At 66.4% G+C, this 18,455-nt stretch carries 14 protein-coding genes; 7 read left to right on the forward strand and 7 right to left on the reverse strand.

Going from position 1 to position 18,455, the window contains the following annotated elements; all coding sequences use genetic code 11:
• Positions 1-158 precede the first annotated feature (158 nt).
• From ACIGKQ_RS20805 to ACIGKQ_RS20820, 4 genes are all read left to right on the forward strand, one after another.
• Complete coding sequence (locus tag ACIGKQ_RS20805; RefSeq protein WP_396574817.1) at positions 159-5,654, forward strand: carboxyl transferase domain-containing protein; 5,496 nt, start codon at positions 159-161, stop codon at positions 5,652-5,654.
• Positions 5,655-5,901: 247 nt separating this feature from the next.
• The gene (locus tag ACIGKQ_RS20810) at positions 5,902-6,651 is read left to right on the forward strand and encodes a DUF4386 domain-containing protein (RefSeq protein ID WP_396574818.1); all 750 of its coding nucleotides are present in this window, start codon (positions 5,902-5,904) and stop codon (positions 6,649-6,651) included.
• 126 nt (positions 6,652-6,777) lie between these two features.
• A complete protein-coding gene (locus tag ACIGKQ_RS20815; RefSeq protein ID WP_266063332.1) occupies positions 6,778-7,119 on the forward strand; it encodes a helix-turn-helix transcriptional regulator in 342 nt (113 codons plus the stop codon).
• A gap of 3 nt (positions 7,120-7,122) precedes the next feature.
• Positions 7,123-7,617: an SRPBCC domain-containing protein gene (locus ACIGKQ_RS20820; protein WP_235726093.1), complete on the forward strand. Its 495-nt coding sequence runs from the start codon at positions 7,123-7,125 to the stop codon at positions 7,615-7,617.
• Here the strand turns inward: ACIGKQ_RS20820 and ACIGKQ_RS20825 are convergent, their stop codons facing one another.
• Positions 7,618-8,610, reverse strand: a complete 993-nt coding sequence (locus tag ACIGKQ_RS20825; protein ID WP_396574819.1) for a MerR family transcriptional regulator — start codon at positions 8,608-8,610, stop codon at positions 7,618-7,620.
• Between the two features lie 9 nt (positions 8,611-8,619).
• Positions 8,620-9,273: a HEAT repeat domain-containing protein gene (locus ACIGKQ_RS20830; protein ID WP_396574840.1), complete on the reverse strand. Its 654-nt coding sequence runs from the start codon at positions 9,271-9,273 to the stop codon at positions 8,620-8,622.
• Between the two features lie 430 nt (positions 9,274-9,703).
• Here ACIGKQ_RS20830 and ACIGKQ_RS20835 point away from each other — a divergent pair, with 430 nt between their 5' ends.
• The gene (locus ACIGKQ_RS20835; RefSeq protein WP_396574842.1) at positions 9,704-10,795 is read left to right on the forward strand and encodes a pyridine nucleotide-disulfide oxidoreductase; all 1,092 of its coding nucleotides are present in this window, start codon (positions 9,704-9,706) and stop codon (positions 10,793-10,795) included.
• 28 nt (positions 10,796-10,823) lie between these two features.
• Here the strand turns inward: ACIGKQ_RS20835 and ACIGKQ_RS20840 are convergent, their stop codons facing one another.
• On the reverse strand, positions 10,824-11,624 hold the full coding sequence (locus ACIGKQ_RS20840) for a crotonase/enoyl-CoA hydratase family protein (protein ID WP_396574820.1): 801 nt from the start codon (positions 11,622-11,624) through the stop codon (positions 10,824-10,826).
• A gap of 111 nt (positions 11,625-11,735) precedes the next feature.
• Between ACIGKQ_RS20840 and ACIGKQ_RS20845 the strand changes: the two genes are divergently transcribed.
• Entirely contained in the window at positions 11,736-12,299 is a 564-nt protein-coding gene (locus tag ACIGKQ_RS20845) for a YceI family protein (RefSeq protein WP_396574821.1), read from the forward strand.
• Between the two features lie 8 nt (positions 12,300-12,307).
• On the opposite strand, the gene ACIGKQ_RS20850 is transcribed toward ACIGKQ_RS20845, so the two are convergent.
• From ACIGKQ_RS20850 to ACIGKQ_RS20865, 4 genes are all read right to left on the reverse strand, one after another.
• Positions 12,308-13,177, reverse strand: coding sequence for a D-hexose-6-phosphate mutarotase (locus tag ACIGKQ_RS20850; protein WP_235726098.1), 870 nt, complete (start codon positions 13,175-13,177; stop codon positions 12,308-12,310).
• A 78-nt stretch (positions 13,178-13,255) separates the two neighbouring features.
• On the reverse strand, positions 13,256-14,260 hold the full coding sequence (locus tag ACIGKQ_RS20855) for a YihY/virulence factor BrkB family protein (protein WP_396574822.1): 1,005 nt from the start codon (positions 14,258-14,260) through the stop codon (positions 13,256-13,258).
• Positions 14,261-14,571: 311 nt separating this feature from the next.
• Positions 14,572-15,474, reverse strand: a complete 903-nt coding sequence (locus tag ACIGKQ_RS20860; RefSeq protein ID WP_396574841.1) for an alpha/beta hydrolase — start codon at positions 15,472-15,474, stop codon at positions 14,572-14,574.
• A 5-nt stretch (positions 15,475-15,479) separates the two neighbouring features.
• Positions 15,480-16,994, reverse strand: coding sequence for a flavin-containing monooxygenase (locus ACIGKQ_RS20865; protein ID WP_396574823.1), 1,515 nt, complete (start codon positions 16,992-16,994; stop codon positions 15,480-15,482).
• 128 nt (positions 16,995-17,122) lie between these two features.
• Here ACIGKQ_RS20865 and ACIGKQ_RS20870 point away from each other — a divergent pair, with 128 nt between their 5' ends.
• Positions 17,123-18,385 (forward strand): PucR family transcriptional regulator, encoded by a 1,263-nt coding sequence (locus ACIGKQ_RS20870; RefSeq protein ID WP_396574824.1) that lies wholly within the window; start codon positions 17,123-17,125, stop codon positions 18,383-18,385.
• The last annotated feature ends 70 nt before the right edge of the window (positions 18,386-18,455 follow it).

Below are 18,455 nucleotides of genomic sequence, written 5' to 3' on the forward strand. Positions count from 1 at the left end.
GTAGGGAATCGATTCGCAACAATCGAGCGGTGTCCGTCGCCGATGTACCCGAAACGTCGGCCGGAGCCACCCGACCTGGTAATCGTCACGACCCGCTCGGCGGGGAGCGCGACACCCGCGCGGACCGACCGACACGACCACAGAGAAGGGAGTCGGTGATGTTCACTCGCATTGCCATCGTGAACCGGGGAGAGTCCGCGATGCGGCTCATCCACGCCGTGCGCGGACTGTCCGCCGAGACCGGACAGCCGATCGAGGTGATCGCCCTGCACACCGACGTCGACCGCAACGCCTCATTCGTGCGGGCAGCTGACGTCACCTACGATTTGGGCCCGGCCGCGTCGCGCCCCTATCTCAATCTCAAGATCCTCGAACGTGCGCTACTCGAGACCGGCGCCGAAGCCGCCTGGGTCGGGTGGGGCTTCGTCGCCGAGGACCCGTTGTTCGCCGAACTCTGCGAACGCATCGGCGTGACCTTCGTCGGACCGTCTGCCGAGGCGATGCGCAAACTCGGCGACAAGATCGGCGCCAAGCTCATCGCCGAAGAGGTCGGTGTGCCCGTCGCGGCATGGAGCCGTGGTGGCGTCGACACCCTCGACGATGCGGTGGCCGCGGCGGCCGATATCGGCTACCCGCTGATGCTGAAGGCCACGGCCGGCGGTGGCGGCCGTGGTATTCGCAAGGTGACCAGCGATGCCGAACTCCGCGATGCCTACACCCGCACCCGCGACGAGGCCGAGCGCGCCTTCGGCAGCGGTGTGGTGTTCTTGGAACGCCTGGTCACCGGTGCACGCCACGTCGAGGTCCAGGTGATCGCCGACGGCCAGGGCACGGCGTGGGCGTTGGGCGTGCGTGACTGTTCGGTGCAGCGACGCAACCAGAAGATCATCGAGGAATCGGCGTCACCGGTGCTGCCCGCCGACCAGGTCGCCAATCTCAAGGCCTCCGCTGAGCGTCTCGCCGTCGCCGTCGGCTATCGCGGCGCGGCCACGGTGGAGTTCCTCTACCACCCGGGCGAGAACCTGCTGGCCTTCCTCGAGGTCAACACCCGACTACAGGTCGAGCACCCGATCACCGAGACCACCACCGGTTTCGACCTGGTCCGCGCCCAACTGCACGTGGCCTCCGGTGGCCGCCTGGAGGGCGAGCCGCCGGTCGAACGGGGCCACGCCATCGAGGCCCGGCTCAACGCCGAAGATCCCGACCGCGACTTCGCGCCGGCACCCGGCCGCATCGCGCTGCTCGAATTGCCGGCCGGCCCCGGCATCCGTGTCGACACCGGCGTCAGCGAGGGCGACACGATTCCGGCGGACTTCGATTCGATGATCGCCAAGATCATCGCCTACGGACGTGACCGCGAGGAGGCGCTCGGCCGATTACGCCGCGCCATGCGTGAAACCCGGGTCATCATCGCCGGCGGCGCCACCAACAAGAGTTTCGTCCTCGAACTGCTCAGTCGACCCGAGGTGATCGACGGCAGCGCCGACACCGGCTGGATCGACCGCGTTCGCGCCGACGGCGGCCTGGTGGCCAACAGGCACTCGGCCATCGCACTGGCCGCCGCCGCCATCGATGCCTACGAGGAGGAGGAACTCGTCGAGCGGCAGCGCTTGCTGTCGACCGCGTCGGGTGGGCGCCCGCAGGTACAGCACGACAGTGGTCGTCCGCTGGATCTCAAACTGCGTGGTGTCGGCTACCGGGTGCGCGTCGCCCGCATCGGTGCACACCGCTTCCGGGTCGGGATCGAGGCAGGCGTCGAGACCCACACCGCCGATGTCGACCTCGAACGCTTCGACGATCACACCGCCCAGATGGTGGTCAACCATGTCCGGTACCGCTTGGTCACCGACACTCACGGACCCATCCACCTCGTCGACGTCGACGGCGTCACCCACCGGGTGAGTCGCGACGAAGGCGGTGTCCTGCGATCACCGGCGCCGGCCCTGGTGGTGGCCACACCGCTGGAGGTCGGAGCCGAGGTCGAGGCCGGCGCGCCGGTGCTGGTGCTGGAGAGCATGAAGATGGAGACGGTGCTACGTGCCCCGGTGCGCTCCCGACTCAAGGAGTCCATGGTCTCGGTCGGCACCCAGGTCGAGACCGGCGCGACCCTGTTGCGTCTGGAGCCACTAGCCGACGACGACGACGACGCCGAGGCGGCCGAGGAGACCACCGAAGCGGTCGACCTCGAACTGCCCGCGCAGCGCACCGATGTGCAGGCGCACGAGCGCACCACTCGCACGCAGGAGGATCTCCGCAGTCAGCTACTGGGCTTCGACGTCGACCCGCACGATCGGACGCGCCTGCTCAACGATTACCTCGCCGTCCGCCACGACGCGATGGAGAGCGGCCGCCGCCCGCTGGCCGACGAGCTGGAACTGATCACCGTGTTCGCCGATCTGGCCGAGCTCAGCCAGAATCGTCCGTCCGGCGAGGTGCTGGGTGTCGAACACGTCCACAGCGCCCGCGAGAACTTCCACACGTACCTGCAGAGCCTCGACGTCGAACGGGACGGGCTCCCGGAGACCTTCCACACCCAGCTCGGTCGGGCACTTGGCCACTACGGGGTGCCCGATCTCGAGCGCAGCCCGGAGTTGGAGGCCGCGGTCTTCCGGATCTTCCTGGCGCTGCAGAACCCGGCCGACTCGGTCACCGTGATCAGCACACTCCTGCGCGAGTGGCTGCGCGAACCCACACCGCGCGACGAACTCCAGGACGCTGTTGGCAGCGCGCTGGACCGTCTGGTCGCAGCGACGCAGGTACGCTTCCCGGCCATCGCCGATCTGGCCCGCGGTGTCATCTACGCCTGGTACGGCCAACCGTTGCTGCGCCGGGATAGGGCCCGGGTGTACAACAACGTGCGCAAGCAGTTGCGCTACCTCGACGAGAACCCGACGGCGACCGACCGCGCCGAGCGGATCGCGGACATGGTGCGCAGCACCGAGCCGCTGGTCCGGCTGCTCGGTCAGCGCATCGTGCGGGGCAACCTCGACAATTCGGTGATGCTCGAGGTGCTGACGCGGCGCTACTACGGCAACAAGGGGCTCAGCGACATCCGCATCCAGCCCTCCGGTGGCGCGAGCTTCGTGGTCGCCGAACGCCACGGCGCGAATCTCGTGTCGGCGGCGGTCGGGTTCGACGATTTGCCCGCAACCATGGACGGTCTCGCCGAGCTCGCCCGCGACACCGCGTCGGTCGACGCCGACATCTACCTGAGCTGGGAACAGCAGCCGGACGCCTTCGATGCGATGGCCGCCACGCTGCACGAGATCATCTCCGCCACAGCGATGCCCACCCAGGTCCACCGGATCACGGTGACTGTCGCGGGCAGCGGCGACGCTCGGATGCACAACCACTTCACCTTCCGACCGTCGGCAACCGGCATGTCGGAGGAACGCCTCATTCGGGGACTGCACCCGTACATCGCGCAGCGCATGCAGATGGAACGGCTACGCAAGTTCGACCTCACCCAGTTGCCGTCGTCCGATGACGAAGAGGTCTACCTGTTCCGGTGTGTGGCCAAGGAGAACCCCGCCGACGAGCGGCTGATCGCCTTCGCTCAGGTGCGTGACCTGACCGCCATGCGCGAGCACGACGGGCGGCTGCTGACCCTGCCGACCGCGGAGACCACGCTGGCCTCGTGTGTCGATTCGATCCGGCGGGCCCAGCGTGGGTCGCGTTTGACGTCGTCCACCAATCGGATCGTCATGTACGTGTGGCCGCCGATCGACGCACTCGACGACGACCTGAACACGATCGCCGACTACTTCCGAGGCGCGGCCACCGGAGTCGGGCTCGAAGAGGTGCTGCTCATTGCACGGCGGCGCGAGCGCGACACAGGCGAGCTGACCAAGGTCGCCATCCGCTTCTCGGTCAACGCCACCGGTGGATTCGACGTCGCGGTCGGCGAGCCGGCCGACGAACCGATCGAACCGGTCGACGAGTACCGGCAGAAGGTGCTGCGGGCAGCCAAACGCAACACCGTCTACCCGTACGAGTTGGCCGGTCTGCTCGGTGACTTCGCCGAATACGACCTCGACGCAGAGCAGCGACTGGTGCCCGTGGATCGTCCGCGCGGGCGCAACAGCGCAGCGATGGTGGCGGGTGTGGTCACCACCGCCACCGAGAAGCATCCGGACGGCGTGACGCGGGTGGTGTTGCTCGGCGACCCCACGAAATCCCTGGGTGCGCTGTCGGAGCCGGAGTGTGCGCGGGTCATCGCCGCACTGGATCTGGCTGAGCAGATGCAGGTCCCGCTCGAGTGGTACGCGCTGTCGTCGGGCGCGCGTATTTCGATGGACTCGGGCACCGAGAACATGGACTGGGTGGCGCGGGCACTCAAACGTGTCGTTGAATACACCCAGGCAGGTGGGGAGATCAACATCGTCGTCGCCGGTATCAACGTCGGTGCGCAGCCGTACTGGAATGCCGAGGCGACGATGCTCATGCACACCAAGGGCATTCTGGTGATGACCCCGGACTCGGCGATGGTGCTGACCGGCAAGCAGTCGTTGGACTTCTCCGGCGGTGTTTCGGCCGAGGACAACTTCGGCATCGGTGGCTACGACCGCGTGATGGGCCCCAACGGGCAGGCGCAGTACTGGGCACCGAACCTCGGCGCAGCGCGCGATGTGTTGATGTCGCATTACGACCACACCTACGTCGCACCGGGCGAGCAGTCGCCGCGGCGCGCTGTCACCAGCGACCCCAGCGACCGCGACGTTTCCGACTTCCCGCATGTATTGGCCGGCAGCGACTTCACCACGGTCGGACAGATCTTCTCGGCCGAGAGCAACCCGGATCGCAAGAAGCCCTTCGACATCCGAACCGTCATGCGCGCCCTCGCCGACCAGGACCATCCGGTACTCGAACGGTGGGCAGGCATGGCCGACGCCGAGACCGCCGTGGTCTGCGACGTGCATCTGGGCGGCATCCCGGTGTGCCTGTTGGGTATCGAGTCGCGTGAGGTGCAGCGTCGCGGGTACAAGCCCACCGACGGTCCCGACACCTACACTGCCGGAACGCTGTTCCCACAATCATCGAAGAAGGCGGCGCGGGCGATCAACGTGGCCAGCGGCAATCGGCCGTTGGTGGTGCTGGCCAACCTGTCCGGATTCGACGGGTCACCAGAGTCGATGCGCAAACTGCAGTTGGAGTACGGCGCCGAGATCGGGAGGGCCATCGTCAACTTCCGCGGTCCGATCGTGTTCTGCGTAATCTCGCGCTATCACGGTGGTGCCTTCGTGGTGTTCTCCAAGGCACTCAATCCGAACATGACCGTCCTGGCCATCGACGGCTCCTTCGCGTCAGTGCTCGGTGGCGCCCCGGCGGCGGCTGTGGTGTTCGCCGGCGAGGTCGCCAAACGAGTGGGCGCCGATCCACGGGTGCGCGATCTGGAGTCACGGGCAGCCGAGGCCACCGGTCCCGACCGCTCCGCGCTCAACGCCGAAGTGGCCGACATTCGGCAATCGGTGCGGGCGGAGAAGATCAGTGAGATCGCGGCCGAATTCGACAAGGTGCACAGCATCCGCCGTGCCGTCGAGGTAGGTTCGGTGGATGCGGTGATCCGCGCCGACGAGTTGCGCCCGCGCATCATCGGCGCCATCGAGGCCAGCCCGAACTGGTCGGCGCGGGGAGCGCACGCCGCGATGTCCTGAGGTGTGCCACCTGCCCCCTGAGGAACGAGGCGCTAGCCGAGTGTCACAAAGGGCTCCAACATAATTCAATAGGTGCGTGGCTATCGCGGCCACAACGAACCAGTGCCGGGTCAGGGGGAAATCCTCCGACCCGGCACTGGTTCGTATAGTTCACCCTTGACGAGACTTACAACGTAAGGGTACAGTCATCCAGACTTCAGCCATACACCGTAAGGTCGATTCGCCGCCCATCGATCGGAGTCACGCCATGACCGCACCGAGCACACCTCGCCACGAAACCTCCGTACGTTCGGCGGCCCGCTGGGCCGGACTGGGGTATCTGGCCATCTTCGCCCTGGCCATGTTCGCCAACTTCTTCGTGCTGGAGCGCGTGTTCGATCCCGCCGATGCGCAGGCGACACTCGACGGAGTCGCTGCGAACGGAGGCCTGCTGAGGTGGGGGATCATCGCGTTTGCGGCCGTGTTCCTCGTCGACATCGTCGTTGCGTGGGCTTTGTACGTGCTGTTCCGCCCGGTCCACCGAGATCTGTCCCTCCTCGCCGCATGGGCGCGGCTCACCTACACCGTGTTTCTCGGTGTCGGACTGGTCTTCGCGGTGGCCGCCCTGCTGATAGCGGAGAACTCCACCGAAGCGACGGCCGCGGACGTGCAGCTCGCAATGCGCTCGTTCGAGATGACGTGGCTGATCGGGTTGACCGCGTTCGGTGTCCACCTGATCGTGTTGGCCCGCCTGATGTCGGTTTCCGCCGGCGCACCCCGGTGGCTGACCGTTGCGCTCGCAGTGGCCGGTGTCGCCTACATCGTCGACACCGGTGCACACATCCTGCTGGCCGACTACGCGTCCTATGCCGACACCTTCCTGGTGATCGTCGCGGGGCCGTCAGTGGTCGGTGAACTCGGTCTGACCGTGTGGCTCCTGCGGATCGCCGCACATCGGACAGCCACGCCGGCGGCGACATCGCTCGAGGCCGAGCCGACCTCGACGACGGTTTCCTGACTCCGCAGCGCCTCACCGCGCGGCACCAGGCGCCCAGGGCCCTTGCGACATGTGGAGGGGCTCTGAGCGTGTGCAATCGTCCCGTTCCACCCTTGACATACAACCACTTAGTTGTATGTTTGAGAGGTGACCGACGAGGACGAGGAACGAGCAGACGCCCTCTTCCATGCGCTCTCCGACCGCACCCGTCGCGACATCATGCGTCGGGTGCTGGCAGGAGAGCATTCGGTCTCGGTGCTCGCGGCGAAGTACGACATGAGTTTCGCCGCGGTGCAGAAGCACGTCGCCGTGCTCGAACGAGCAGGACTGCTGGTCAAACGGCGCAGCGGCCGGGAACAGTTGGCATCCGGCGACGTGTCAGCGGTGCGCGCGGTATCGGACCTGTTGACCGACCTCGAACAGGTATGGCGGGGCCGAGTGGCGCGAATCGACGAACTGATCGAAACCGAAACACCATCGAAGGACTGAATCATGCCTGTCACCAATGTGTCTCACGACATCGACACCCGCACCCTGACCATCACGGCGGAGTTCGCCGCTCCGGTCGAGCGGATCTGGCAGATCTATGCCGATCCTCGTCAGCTGGAGAAGATCTGGGGTCCGCCGTCGTATCCGGCGACCTTCGTCGAGCACAGCCTGCAACCCGGAGCCCGCGTCACCTACTACATGACCAGTCCGGAAGGGGAGAAGTTCGCCGGTTATTGGGTGATCCAGACCGTCGACGAACCCACCGAGCTGACCTTCGACGACGGGTTCGCCGACGACGAATTCAATCCGGTCGAGTCATTGCCGGTCTCGAGAAACGTCTATCGATTCCGCGACGAGGACGGTCGTACGGTGGCCACCTACACCAGCACCTACGAAACCGCCGAGGGACTGCAGAAAGTCCTCGAGATGGGAATGGTCGAAGGTGCATCCAGCGCGATCAACCAGATCGACGCATTCGTGGCCGGCGCAGACAGGTAGTCACCGACGCGGGCGCGCGTCGAGGATCACCGCAGCGGTCGCCCTGACGGTTCGGTCCGGGTCCGTGGTCAACGCGACGAGCAGCCCGTCGGCCGTCGGGGAGTCAATCTCACCGAGCGCCTGAGTGATCCGCAGTCGTGATCCGGCGTCCGCCGCCGCCAGGGCATCTCCGAGGAGCCGGGCGGCGTCGGTGCAACCGTGAGCGCTGAGACAGCCCAGCGCCTCGGCCGCTTCGACATCGCGTCGCCCGGCGTTCACCATCGCGACCAACACCGACGCCCCGGCGGCATCGCCGCGCTGGGCCAGCGCGATGGCCGCGCGGTCGCGAACGTCGACATCGACGTCGTCGAGAGCGCTGCGCAATGGTGCCGTCGCTTCCGCGACGTCGATGCCCGAGATGGCCAGGACCGCACGGCGTCGGATGGTCACCTCGGTCGATCGGAGGCCGGTGACCAACCCGTCGAGGGAACGAACACCGGTGCGCGCCAGAGCCCAACGAAGAGCACCGGCGACATTCACGTCTGCCTCGGCGAGGACCGCGGCCACCAGATCGTCGACCGCGATCGCGATGTCGTCGGCGGGTGCGAGCACGGCCTGCTGACGTCGGGCACCGGAGTCGGACTCCAATGCGCGGGCCTGGGTGACGACACGTACGACGTCCGCCCAGTCGTTCGGTGCATGGTGTTGCACCCGTTCCAGGCGGGCCAGCAACTGGCGTTCGGCCTCGATCCGCTCGCGCGTCCGGGAGATCACGTCGTCGATGAGGTCGTCCGGGGAGAAATCTGGTTCGGCGAGAGCCTCTTTCACCTCCTCGAGCGTCAGCCCCAGCGTGCGCAGACTCTCCACGTGGAAGAGCCGGCGCACGTCGTCCGCCGAGTACTGGCGGTAGCCGCCAGTCGTGCGGCCGGTGGGGGCCACCAGCCCCAACCGGTGATAGTGGCGCAGCATCCGCGCACTGACACCGCAGCGCTGCGCCACCTCGCCGATCAGCATCTGCGCAGCCTACGCTTGCGCACCCACCGACACCCGGCGGGCTGCGTCGACCGACAGAACGAATGCCGAATCCGGATCACGGATCAGGCGTTCGGTTGACGCAGCGTGCGCGCGGACGTGCTCGTCCGCGTGGGATGCGGCGTCGGCCACGACCTGCTGCGCGGCCTCGCCCAGGGCCAACAACGCCCTCGACAGACTCAGTTGCAGCTGGTCATCTCCCCGCCCCAACTCGATGCCCAGCTGTGCGGCGAGTGCGCGTGCGTCGTCGTCATCGTGACCGTCGACCAACGAGACCGCGGCCCGCCAGGCGGTCCGTGCCACCTCGTCGTCGCGGTCGTGGATCATCGCGGCGACGTTCGAGAACACCTGTGGATCACCGATCTTGGACAGCGTATGCAGGGCCTGAGCGCGTGCGCGCGGATTGTCGGAGGTCAGCTCGCCGACAAGCCGGACGCGCACCGGTCCGGATGGCAACCTGCACAACGCCCACGTCATCATGTCGCGGACAAAGAAATCCGGCTCCACCCCGCTGCGCGCCACGAGGATGTCCAGAAATCGCTCGTCGGCACTCGTTCCCGCCGTCAGCGCAGCCTTCAGCCGCGTGGACGCGCTCGCAGCGTCAAACGCGCCGCTCACCTGGTGGTACTGGTCGTTCGTGATCATCACGATCACCTCCTTCACCGACCATCCAACAGGTTGTCACGGTGTCAAGGTCAAGCGTCGGCGTCACATGGACGTTCTCGGATACGATCCGCACAGACCAGCGCTCGTGTCGGGTGGCAGGAAGGCACACCATGGTGGACGCAACACTGAGCACCGACTACCTGGTCGTCGGTGCAGGCGCGATGGGGATGGCGTTCACCGACGCGCTGGTGGCTCATTCCGACGTACACGTCACCCTCGTCGATCGCCGGCACACGGCCGGCGGGCATTGGCTCGACGCTTACCCCTTCGTGCAACTGCATCAGGCGTCGGTCTTCTACGGGGTGGCATCCACAGTATTGGGCACCGGCGCCGTCCAGCAGGGCGGTCCGGAGCGGGGCTCGGCGAACGCGCTCGACAGTCCGAGATCGTCGCCTACTTCGACGACGTCGTGCGACGACTGGTCGCTTCGGGGCAGGTCACCTTTCTCCCGACCAGTGACCATCACTGTGCTGACGGCACCCAACTGGTCACGTCGCGGGTCTCCGGTCGCACGTGCTCGATCGATGTCCGCCGCCGGGTGGTGGATGCGACGTACTCCGCGCCGACGATCCCGGCCACCACTGCGGCCCCGTTCACCGTCGCCGACGATGTGCCGGTCATCCCGGTCGGCGAACTGGCACGACTGTCCGAGGCGCCCGGTCACTTCGTCATCGCGGGTGCGGGGAAGACGGCCACCGACGCCATCGTGTGGTTGCTCGGCCACGATGTCGATCCCGACCGCATCATGTGGGTCCGCCCGCGCGAACCGTGGATGTTGAATCGGTCTGTGGTGCAGCCCGATCCGCTGGTTGCACTGCGCTTGGCCACGGACATGATGACCGCTGCCGCGCAGGCCGCCTCCAGCGACGACCTGTTTGCGCGGCTCGAGGACGCCGGTGTGATGCTTCGGATCGACCAGGGAGTGATCCCGACGATGGCGAAGGCTCCGACGCTCGCCGAATGGGAACTGGACCTGCTGCGGACCATCGAACGGGTGGTGCGGCTCGGACACATCCGCGCGGTCACCGCGCACGAGATCGTTCTGGAGCGTGGGTCGGTGAACCTGCCGCCGGATTCCGTGGTGGTGCACTGCGCGGCGTCGGGCCTGCGTTATCCGCCACTCGTTCCGATCTTCGGCACCGACCGGATCCGACTGCAACCGATCCGGGCCGGCTTCCCGTGCTTCAACGCGGCCCTCGCCGGCTATGTCGCGGCCACCCGCGACGACGACCGCGAACGCAACCGGCTGTGTCCGCCGAATCGGCTGTCCGACAACCCGCGTGACTGGATTCACATGCAGTCACGCGGCAGCGTCGCCAGCCGGACCTTCACTGCCGAAACCGATATCGCCGCGTCGGCCGACCGATGCGCGCTGAACCCGTCGCGCATCGACCCGTCGGTGCGCGACACCCCGGAGATCCGTGCGGCACTCGCCCTGCTCGCCGAGTGCTCACCGGCCGGCCTGGATCGTCTGGCACGGCTGGGTGGCGGATCGGCGTGACGAGCCGTCTTCGGCCACAACGGATCCGTCAGTCCGGGTCGGCAAAGACCGGCGCGCGCCGCGCCATACCGGCATGCACCGCTTCGAGCTGATTGGGCGAACCCATCAGGCCCACTTGCAGCTCGCTCTCGAGTCTCAGTGCGGCCGCCGAATCTGCCCCCGACCACGTGCGGTCGTAGAGGTTCTTCGCGGCACGGATCGCGTGGGGCGACTTCGCCGCGATCTCGTGGGCGAGTTCGAGTGCCACGGTCAGCGGATCGGAGACAGCGCGCGTCACCAGCCCCATCGCCTGCGCCTCGGTTCCCGAGACGATCCGACCGGTGAAGGTCAGCTCCTTCGCAACATCCGCCGGGAGAAGCCGCGGGAGGGCCTGGGTGATACCCATGTCGGGGACCAGCCCCCACTTGATCTCCATGATCGACAGCCGGGCGTCGGGGGCCGAGTACCGGATGTCGGCACCGAGCGCGATCTGCAGCCCACCACCGAAACAGTTGCCGGTGATCGCCGCGATGACCGGGGCGGGTACCGACGCCCAGTCGACGGACACGCGCTGTGCCCGATTGGCGATGCTGTCGTCGTCGCGGTCCAGCAATGACGACGCACCACCGCCCTGACCGAGACTGGTGATGTCGAGTCCCGAACAAAAGCTCTTGCCGGCTCCGTGCACAACGACCGCACGCACCCGCCGCTCGTCGCGCAGAGTGGACGTGACCTCCAGCAGGGCGTCGAACATCGCCCCGTCGAGCGCATTGTGCTTGTCCGCCCGATTCAGGGTGACCTGCGCGACGCCGGCATCATCGATGGAGAGCGTGATCCTGTCTTCATTCATCGGCGCGATGCTACGGGGCCCGCCGAGGCGCGTGTGGCCAGACGCCCATATTGGCCGGGTGCGCAGGTTTGTGGCCCCGCAGACCCATGGTCGACCCGTAGGCTGGCACCCGTGACGGACACGACCTGGCATCTGACCGCGTCCTCGGGTTCGGTAACCGTGTACACCGATGTCGCCGGTCGTGCGGCCCGTGCCGGCCACCGCCTGATCATCGAGATGCGCGAGTGGTCGGCCGACGTCACCTGGGCGGCCGGGGTGCCGGCCGGGCTCGAGGCGGTCGTGCTGGTCGACTCGCTCACGGTCGTCTCCGGCACCGGCGGACTGACGCCAATGACGGGCGCCGAGCGAGCGGTGGCCCGGGTCAATGCGCTGAAGTCGTTGGAAGCGGACAAGTTCGGCGAGATCAATTTTGTCGCGGAGGCGATCACCGCGACCGATGAGGGTTTCCGTGCCCACGGGACCCTAACCGTCCACGGAAGACGCCGCGCCCAGGCCGTCGAACTGCTGGTCACGGAGACCGATGATCGATGGGACATCAGGTCGGAGACCATCCTCGCGCAGACCGACTTCGGCGTGCGCCCATACTCTCTGATGATGGGTTCACTCAAGGTCGCCGACGAGGTCCAGGTGATCATCGACGTGTCCTACACCAAGGAGTGTGATGTCTCGCAGTAGCCGCGGCGTCATCGGGCACTGACCGAGATCGTCTGGCTCAGTGTGTGGGTGCCGCCGGCCGGCACGACGATCGAGTCCGGACCGGCGTTGGCCGCCTCGACACACAGAAACTCATGCCAGTGCGGACCGACGTCGGTCATACCCGCAGCGCCGTACTCACCGGGGTTCCACACGACCGCGCTCCGACCACCGCGCACGGTCACCTCGATCACCCGTCCCAGCCCGGGATCTATGAGCCGGTACCGCCCGCCCGCTGCGGGGTAAACCCGGTCGCTACGCGGGTCATCGCCAGGTAGCACCCAATCGCCTTGCTGAGCATGCGATCTCATACCATCGAACTTGTCGAGGTAGCTCAGCCCGTCCAGGCCGCCGACCCGTACCGACCCGACGTCTGCCACCCGGAAGTAGTTGTGGAAGGCCTCGGTCATCGTCACCGGTTCGGAACTCGGATTGTGCGTGCGTAGTTCATGTTCCAGGGCGGCACCCACTCGCACGGTCAGCTGCGCCTGCAGAAGTGTTTCGGGGATCTCCTGCGGTGCCAATACGAGCTCGACACCCTCGGATCCGTTTGCCCGCCCACCGATCACATCCCACCGCGCGGTGCGGGCGTATCCGTGTGACGGCGCATCGTCGGGCTGTCCCTCGCGCGCGAAGTACGGCCAACACAGTGGCACGCCGCCTCGAATCGGGGTGGGCGGTGCGGCGAGCAGGGGAGACAGCCAGATGACGTCGGCGGTAGCGTCCGCCGGGAGGAATGACACGACCTGCCCACCGAACAGGGAGATCACGGCGACCGCCTGCGGTGTCTCCACCACGACCGCGTCGAGCCCGTGGAAAGTGTCGTACCGTACGCCGCCGATGTCGTCAGATGTCGTCACATTCCCAGAATGTCACAGCGTGCCACACCACAGTGCGGCGTAACCGGGTCGAGTCGTCTCCGCCGCGCCGAACTCACGTCACGGTTCCTCCGGCGGCGAGTCGTCGTGGGATCGCGCGTCGTCACGCTCGTGCCGACCGAACTTCACATCGATCTCCTGGAATCCTTTGTGGCGCTGCGCCTGCGCTTGTGCCTGATACGCGGCTCGATCACCCCGGGTCAGTACCACGTTGTCGGTGAACGGCGTCAACAGCGACCGCGGGTACAGGCGATCCACGCGCACTGCGTTGATCTCCATGCACACCACGGCCATCACCGATGCCAGGTACAGAAAGGCGAGCAGACCCAGCACAACGGCGAACACCCCGTTGGTGGCGCTGGCGTTTGCGATGACGCGTTGGACGAACACGCTGCCAAAGGTCTGCAACGCCTGCCATGCGATCGCGGCGACGATCGCGCCGGGCAGCACGTCACGAACACTCACGTCGCGGGCGGTGCCGAACCGGAATCCGACCACGAAGACCCCCGCATACAGGATCACCGGCCCCACGATCGCCAGCACACGACCGTTACCGACGAGGTCGATGGACGCAATGACACCGTTGAGGACGGTCAGTCCGATGACCGCCAGCCCCACCGTCGACAGCAACATCGCACCCTTGAGTCGCGCCTGGATCGGATTGGGTCGTTCGTTGCGCGGCACCGCCCACACGATGTTCATCGCATTCTGGATGGCGACGGACACCCCGAGCGCACCATAGATCGCACTCACCACACCGATGGTCACCGCGGTCGCCGACCCGCTGAGTTGGCCCTGCTCGCCCAGCTGTTCACCGACCACCGGGATCTGCGAGAGCGCCGAATCGACGATCTGCCTCTGGAGTTCAGGATTGCCCTCGAGGACATAACCGAGCACCGAGGTGAACACCAGCATCAGCGGGAACAGCGAGATGAAGCCGTAGTAGGTGATCAGTGCGGCAAGGTAGCCGCCCTGATCGTCGAAGAATTTGTACGCGACAGCGAGGGGATACCCCGTCTTGGGGTAGCGACGCTGGAAGCCGTCGATGCGCGCCGCCACCGACACCCTGCGCCACCTTTCGTCGAACCCAGAGACCTGATCCGGTCGGCTGGTTCGTTACGCCGGGCGGCTCCGCTGCGGTGAGTGTATGTCCTTCACTATGCCGACGCACGGCACACGCCGAGTGTCTCGGGTAGAGCCGATCAACGCCTGACCGCACCTCCCGAGTCGTGCGCCGGTGCGGCTGCCGATGTGTGAACTCGATGAGCAGGTGGGCCGCCAGCTCCAGCTTCTCGCATGAACCCCAAGGCGCCTGCGACTTCGCACGCGTCGCTTATCACTTGTTGCAGCATCACTGTCAAGCGCGATCGCCGGCGTCACGCCAATGCACCGACCAAGAAATCGACTTCGTCTGCGAGCGCCTTCTGCTGCCACGGACCGAGATACACATCGAAGTGGTCGACGGGATACTCCAGCACGGTGGTTGGGCCGCCGGCGCGACGGGCCGCCCTGCGGGCGGCGTGTGGGGGAGCCACTCGGTCCTCGCTGCCGATCTGCACGAGCGTCGGACAGGTGATCTTCGGCGCGTGTGTGACCGGCCGGTTGAACGCAACCTCCAGCGAGGTTCGCGCACACACCTCATTGCGCCAAGTGGGGCCACCGATGGCCTCATAACCCTCCAGCGCGCCGGGAGCGGCGAGCACAGCGAGCGAGCCCGGCTGCGCAGCCAGCGGGATCTGATGCGGCGAGCCGCCGGTCAGCGTCTGAAGCACGTCCCGCAGTCCGTGGCCGATCAGCTTGAGCGGCGCAACCGGTCCGGCGCAGCGAGCGATCTGCCACACCGCCGCCGCGCCGTCAGGTGCAGGCACGAGTGACACCACCGCGGCGACCCGCGGGTCGACTGCCGCGACGGCAAGGACGTGGCCACCTGAGTAGGAGGTGCCCCAGAGCGCGATCCGGTCGGGGTCGACACTCCGCAGCCGGCGGGCCGCGTCGACGGCGGCGTGGTAGTCCTGACGCTGCCTCCGGTAGGACACGGCTTGGCGAGGTGTGCCGTCGGACGCGCCGAAGCCGCGGTAGTCGAATACGAGCGAGTCGATGCCGGCGTCGGCGAAACCCTCCGCGAAATCGAGCAAGGCGGTGTCACGCGTTCCGCCGAAGCCGTGTCCGATCACCACACACGGCCGCCTCCCTTTCCTGGCGAGGCCATCGGAGGTGGCTCGCACATGCCATGCGGCACAGCGCACCCCATGGCTGGTGAACGTGATGTCGGAACGCAGGGCACTCATGATGCGACAGCGGCGGTCTCGAGCCGAGTCGACTCGAACTTCAGCGCGGGGTCGGCGACCGGGCCGTGCTCGAGACGCTCGATGTCGGCCTCGTAAGCCATCTTGACGGTCCACGGTCCGGCGGTTCCGGCCTTCGGAAACGTCCCGATACGGCGCTGCACGTACCCCGAGCTCATGTCGAGCAGCGGAGTACGCTCCATCGTCGAGTCGGTCAGCACGGGGGTCACGACGTCCATACCGTGCTCGTCCATGTGAGCGAGGAGCCGCATCATGTGGGTGCAGATGAGGTCCACCTTCAAGGTCCAGGCGATGTTGGTGTATCCGATCGCGAACACGAAATTGGGGACACCACTGAGCATCATCGCCTTGTACACGACCGTGTCGGACACATCGACCTGCTCGCCGTCGACGCTCAGGTCGATGCCGCCGAACGGCATGATGTCGAGACCGGTGGCGGTGACGATGATGTCGGCATCGAGGTGCTGTCCCGATGTCAGCGCGATGCCGGTCTCGGTGAAGGCATCGATGTGGTCGGTGACCACCGAGGCCTTACCGGATGAGATCGCAGTGAACAGATCACCGTTGGGCACCATGCACAGTCGCTGATCCCACGGGTCGTAGCTCGGGTTGAAATGTGTGTCGACGTCGTAGCCCTTGGGTAGGCGCCGCTTCACGTCGGCCATCAGCAGCTTGCGAACGACCTTCGGCGCGCGCTTGCTCGCCTTGAAGATGCCCCGGTTGAGTGCGATGTTCTTGCGCCGGATGATTCGGTAGGCCTTGTCGGGCCCGACCAGCTTGTTCATCGTGTTCGCGATCACGTCTTCGCCGGGCAGGGACAGGACATAACTCGGGGAGCGCTGCAACATCGTGACGTGGGCGGCCTGTGCGGCCATCGCCGGGATCAGGGTGACCGCGGTGGCGCCGCTGCCGATCACCACCACCTTCTTACCTGTGTAATCGAGATCGTCGGGCCAGTGCTGGGGGTGGATGACCTGGCCGCGGAAGGTGTCACGGCCCGGGAACTCAGGTGTGTAGCCCGCCTCGTAGTTGTAGTAACCGGTCCCGGAGTAGATGAATCGCGCTGTGTACGTGATGGGGTCGCCGGTCTCGGCGTCGGTGGTGCGGATCGTCCAACGTCCGGTAACCGAGTCGAAGTCGGCGCCGTCAACCTTGGCGTTGTAGCGGATGTGCGCGCGGATGCCGTTCTCGTCGACGGCCTCGTTCAGGTAATCGAGAATGACGTGCGCGTCGGCGATGGACTGTCGGTGTGTCCACGGCTTGAAACCGAATCCGAAGGATGGCATGTCCGAATCGGAGCGGATGCCGGGGTACCGGAAGAGGTCCCAGGTACCACCGAGTGCCGAACGACCCTCGAGGATCGCAAACGACGTGGACGGACGCTTTGTCTTGAGATGGTAGGCGGCTCCGATGCCGGAGATACCGGCGCCGATGATGACGACGTCAAAGTCGGTGTCGGTGTCGGTGTCGGTGGGCGGTGTGGTGGGGACCATCGCAAGGCTCCTTTGTGATCTCCGTCGATCGTGACCGTCATCACGGTATGGGAACCAAGGACCGCGATCTATGGTGGTTCACACATTGATTGCGTCCCTCTATGGAAGATCCGACATATGCTGGGTTGATGGCTGATGTCGACGTCTCACTGATCAGCGACATCGCCGGGCGCATGCTCGAGGAACTCGACGATCTGGTCGACGCGATGAATGAGTCCGTTTCCGAGATCGTGCCCAGTCTCGCCGCAGATCGTGCCATCACCGAGGAGATGTCTGCGAGCAATCGGGCCAACATCGAGAATGTACTGCGAAACCTGCGTGACGACCCGAGCGGCCCACTGCCGGACACACCGCCGACCGAGGCTCGCGAGATCCTGCGCACAGTTGTGCGCCGTGGGCTGGAGCTCGATGTGATGTTTCAGTCGTACCGGCGAGGACAGACCGCGGTGTGGCAGCGTTTCATGCAGATCGCGCCGATGGTCGTGCCCCCGGGCCCGGAACTCGTCGCCGTCATCGAGCGATTCGCCGAGGCGATGTTCACCTATGTCGACCGGGTCCTGCTCGATCTGGTGGCCGAGGCGCAACGACTGCGCGAAGAGATGCTCGGGGGCGCACTCGCCCGGCGGACCGAGACCGTCCGGCTGATCTTGGACGGCGCACCGATCGACGAGCGGGTCGCGACGGGACGGCTGGGCTACGAGGTCGCACGTGACCACACCGCAGTGGTGTTGTGGCTCGACGATCCGGTCGGCGATGACGGCACCCTGGAATCGGTTGCGGCATCTCTGGCCCGTGCCTTGGGGGCTCGACCACCGCTGAACATCTCCGCAGGCGTTCGCACGATGTGGGCGTGGTTACCGAGGGAAGGCGACGCAACCGTCGATCGCCTCCGCGATGCGGCAAATGCGGCACCCACGGGCGTACGAGTTGCCGTCGGGCCCACCCGTTGGGGGCTAGCGGGATTCCGGTCGTCGCACGCGGACGCCCTGGTCGTCGAGCAACTGGTCGCCGAGAATGCGGGTGGCGACCGTCTGGTCACCTTCGGTGACATCGCACCCATCGCGGCTCTGGCGCGTGACGAACGGGCCGCCAGTCAGTTCGTCTCCGACACGCTGGGTGCACTCGCCGCCGACGGCGAGCGTGCCGACCGTCTGCGCACAACGCTGCGGGTGTATCTGTCCGAGGCCGACAACGCGTCGACAACGGCGGAACGCCTGCACACGCATCGCAACACCATCTTGCAACGCGTCGGCAAGGCGACCGAATTGCTCGGGCACCCGCCCGGCGAACGCCGATTGGCGGTCATGACCGCGCTCGACATCGTCTATTTTCTCGGCCCCCGCGTCCTACCGGGCGGGCCGCCCACTACGACGGCTACTCAATGGGGGTGACCGCAGCTGCGCGAATGACGTCATGATGAACTTTGGCTTCAGCACATTGACCCCTTACTTCGACGTATGT

Source organism: Gordonia sp. NPDC062954 (genome assembly GCF_044543825.1).
In the GTDB taxonomy this organism is placed as follows: domain Bacteria; phylum Actinomycetota; class Actinomycetes; order Mycobacteriales; family Mycobacteriaceae; genus Gordonia; species Gordonia tangerina.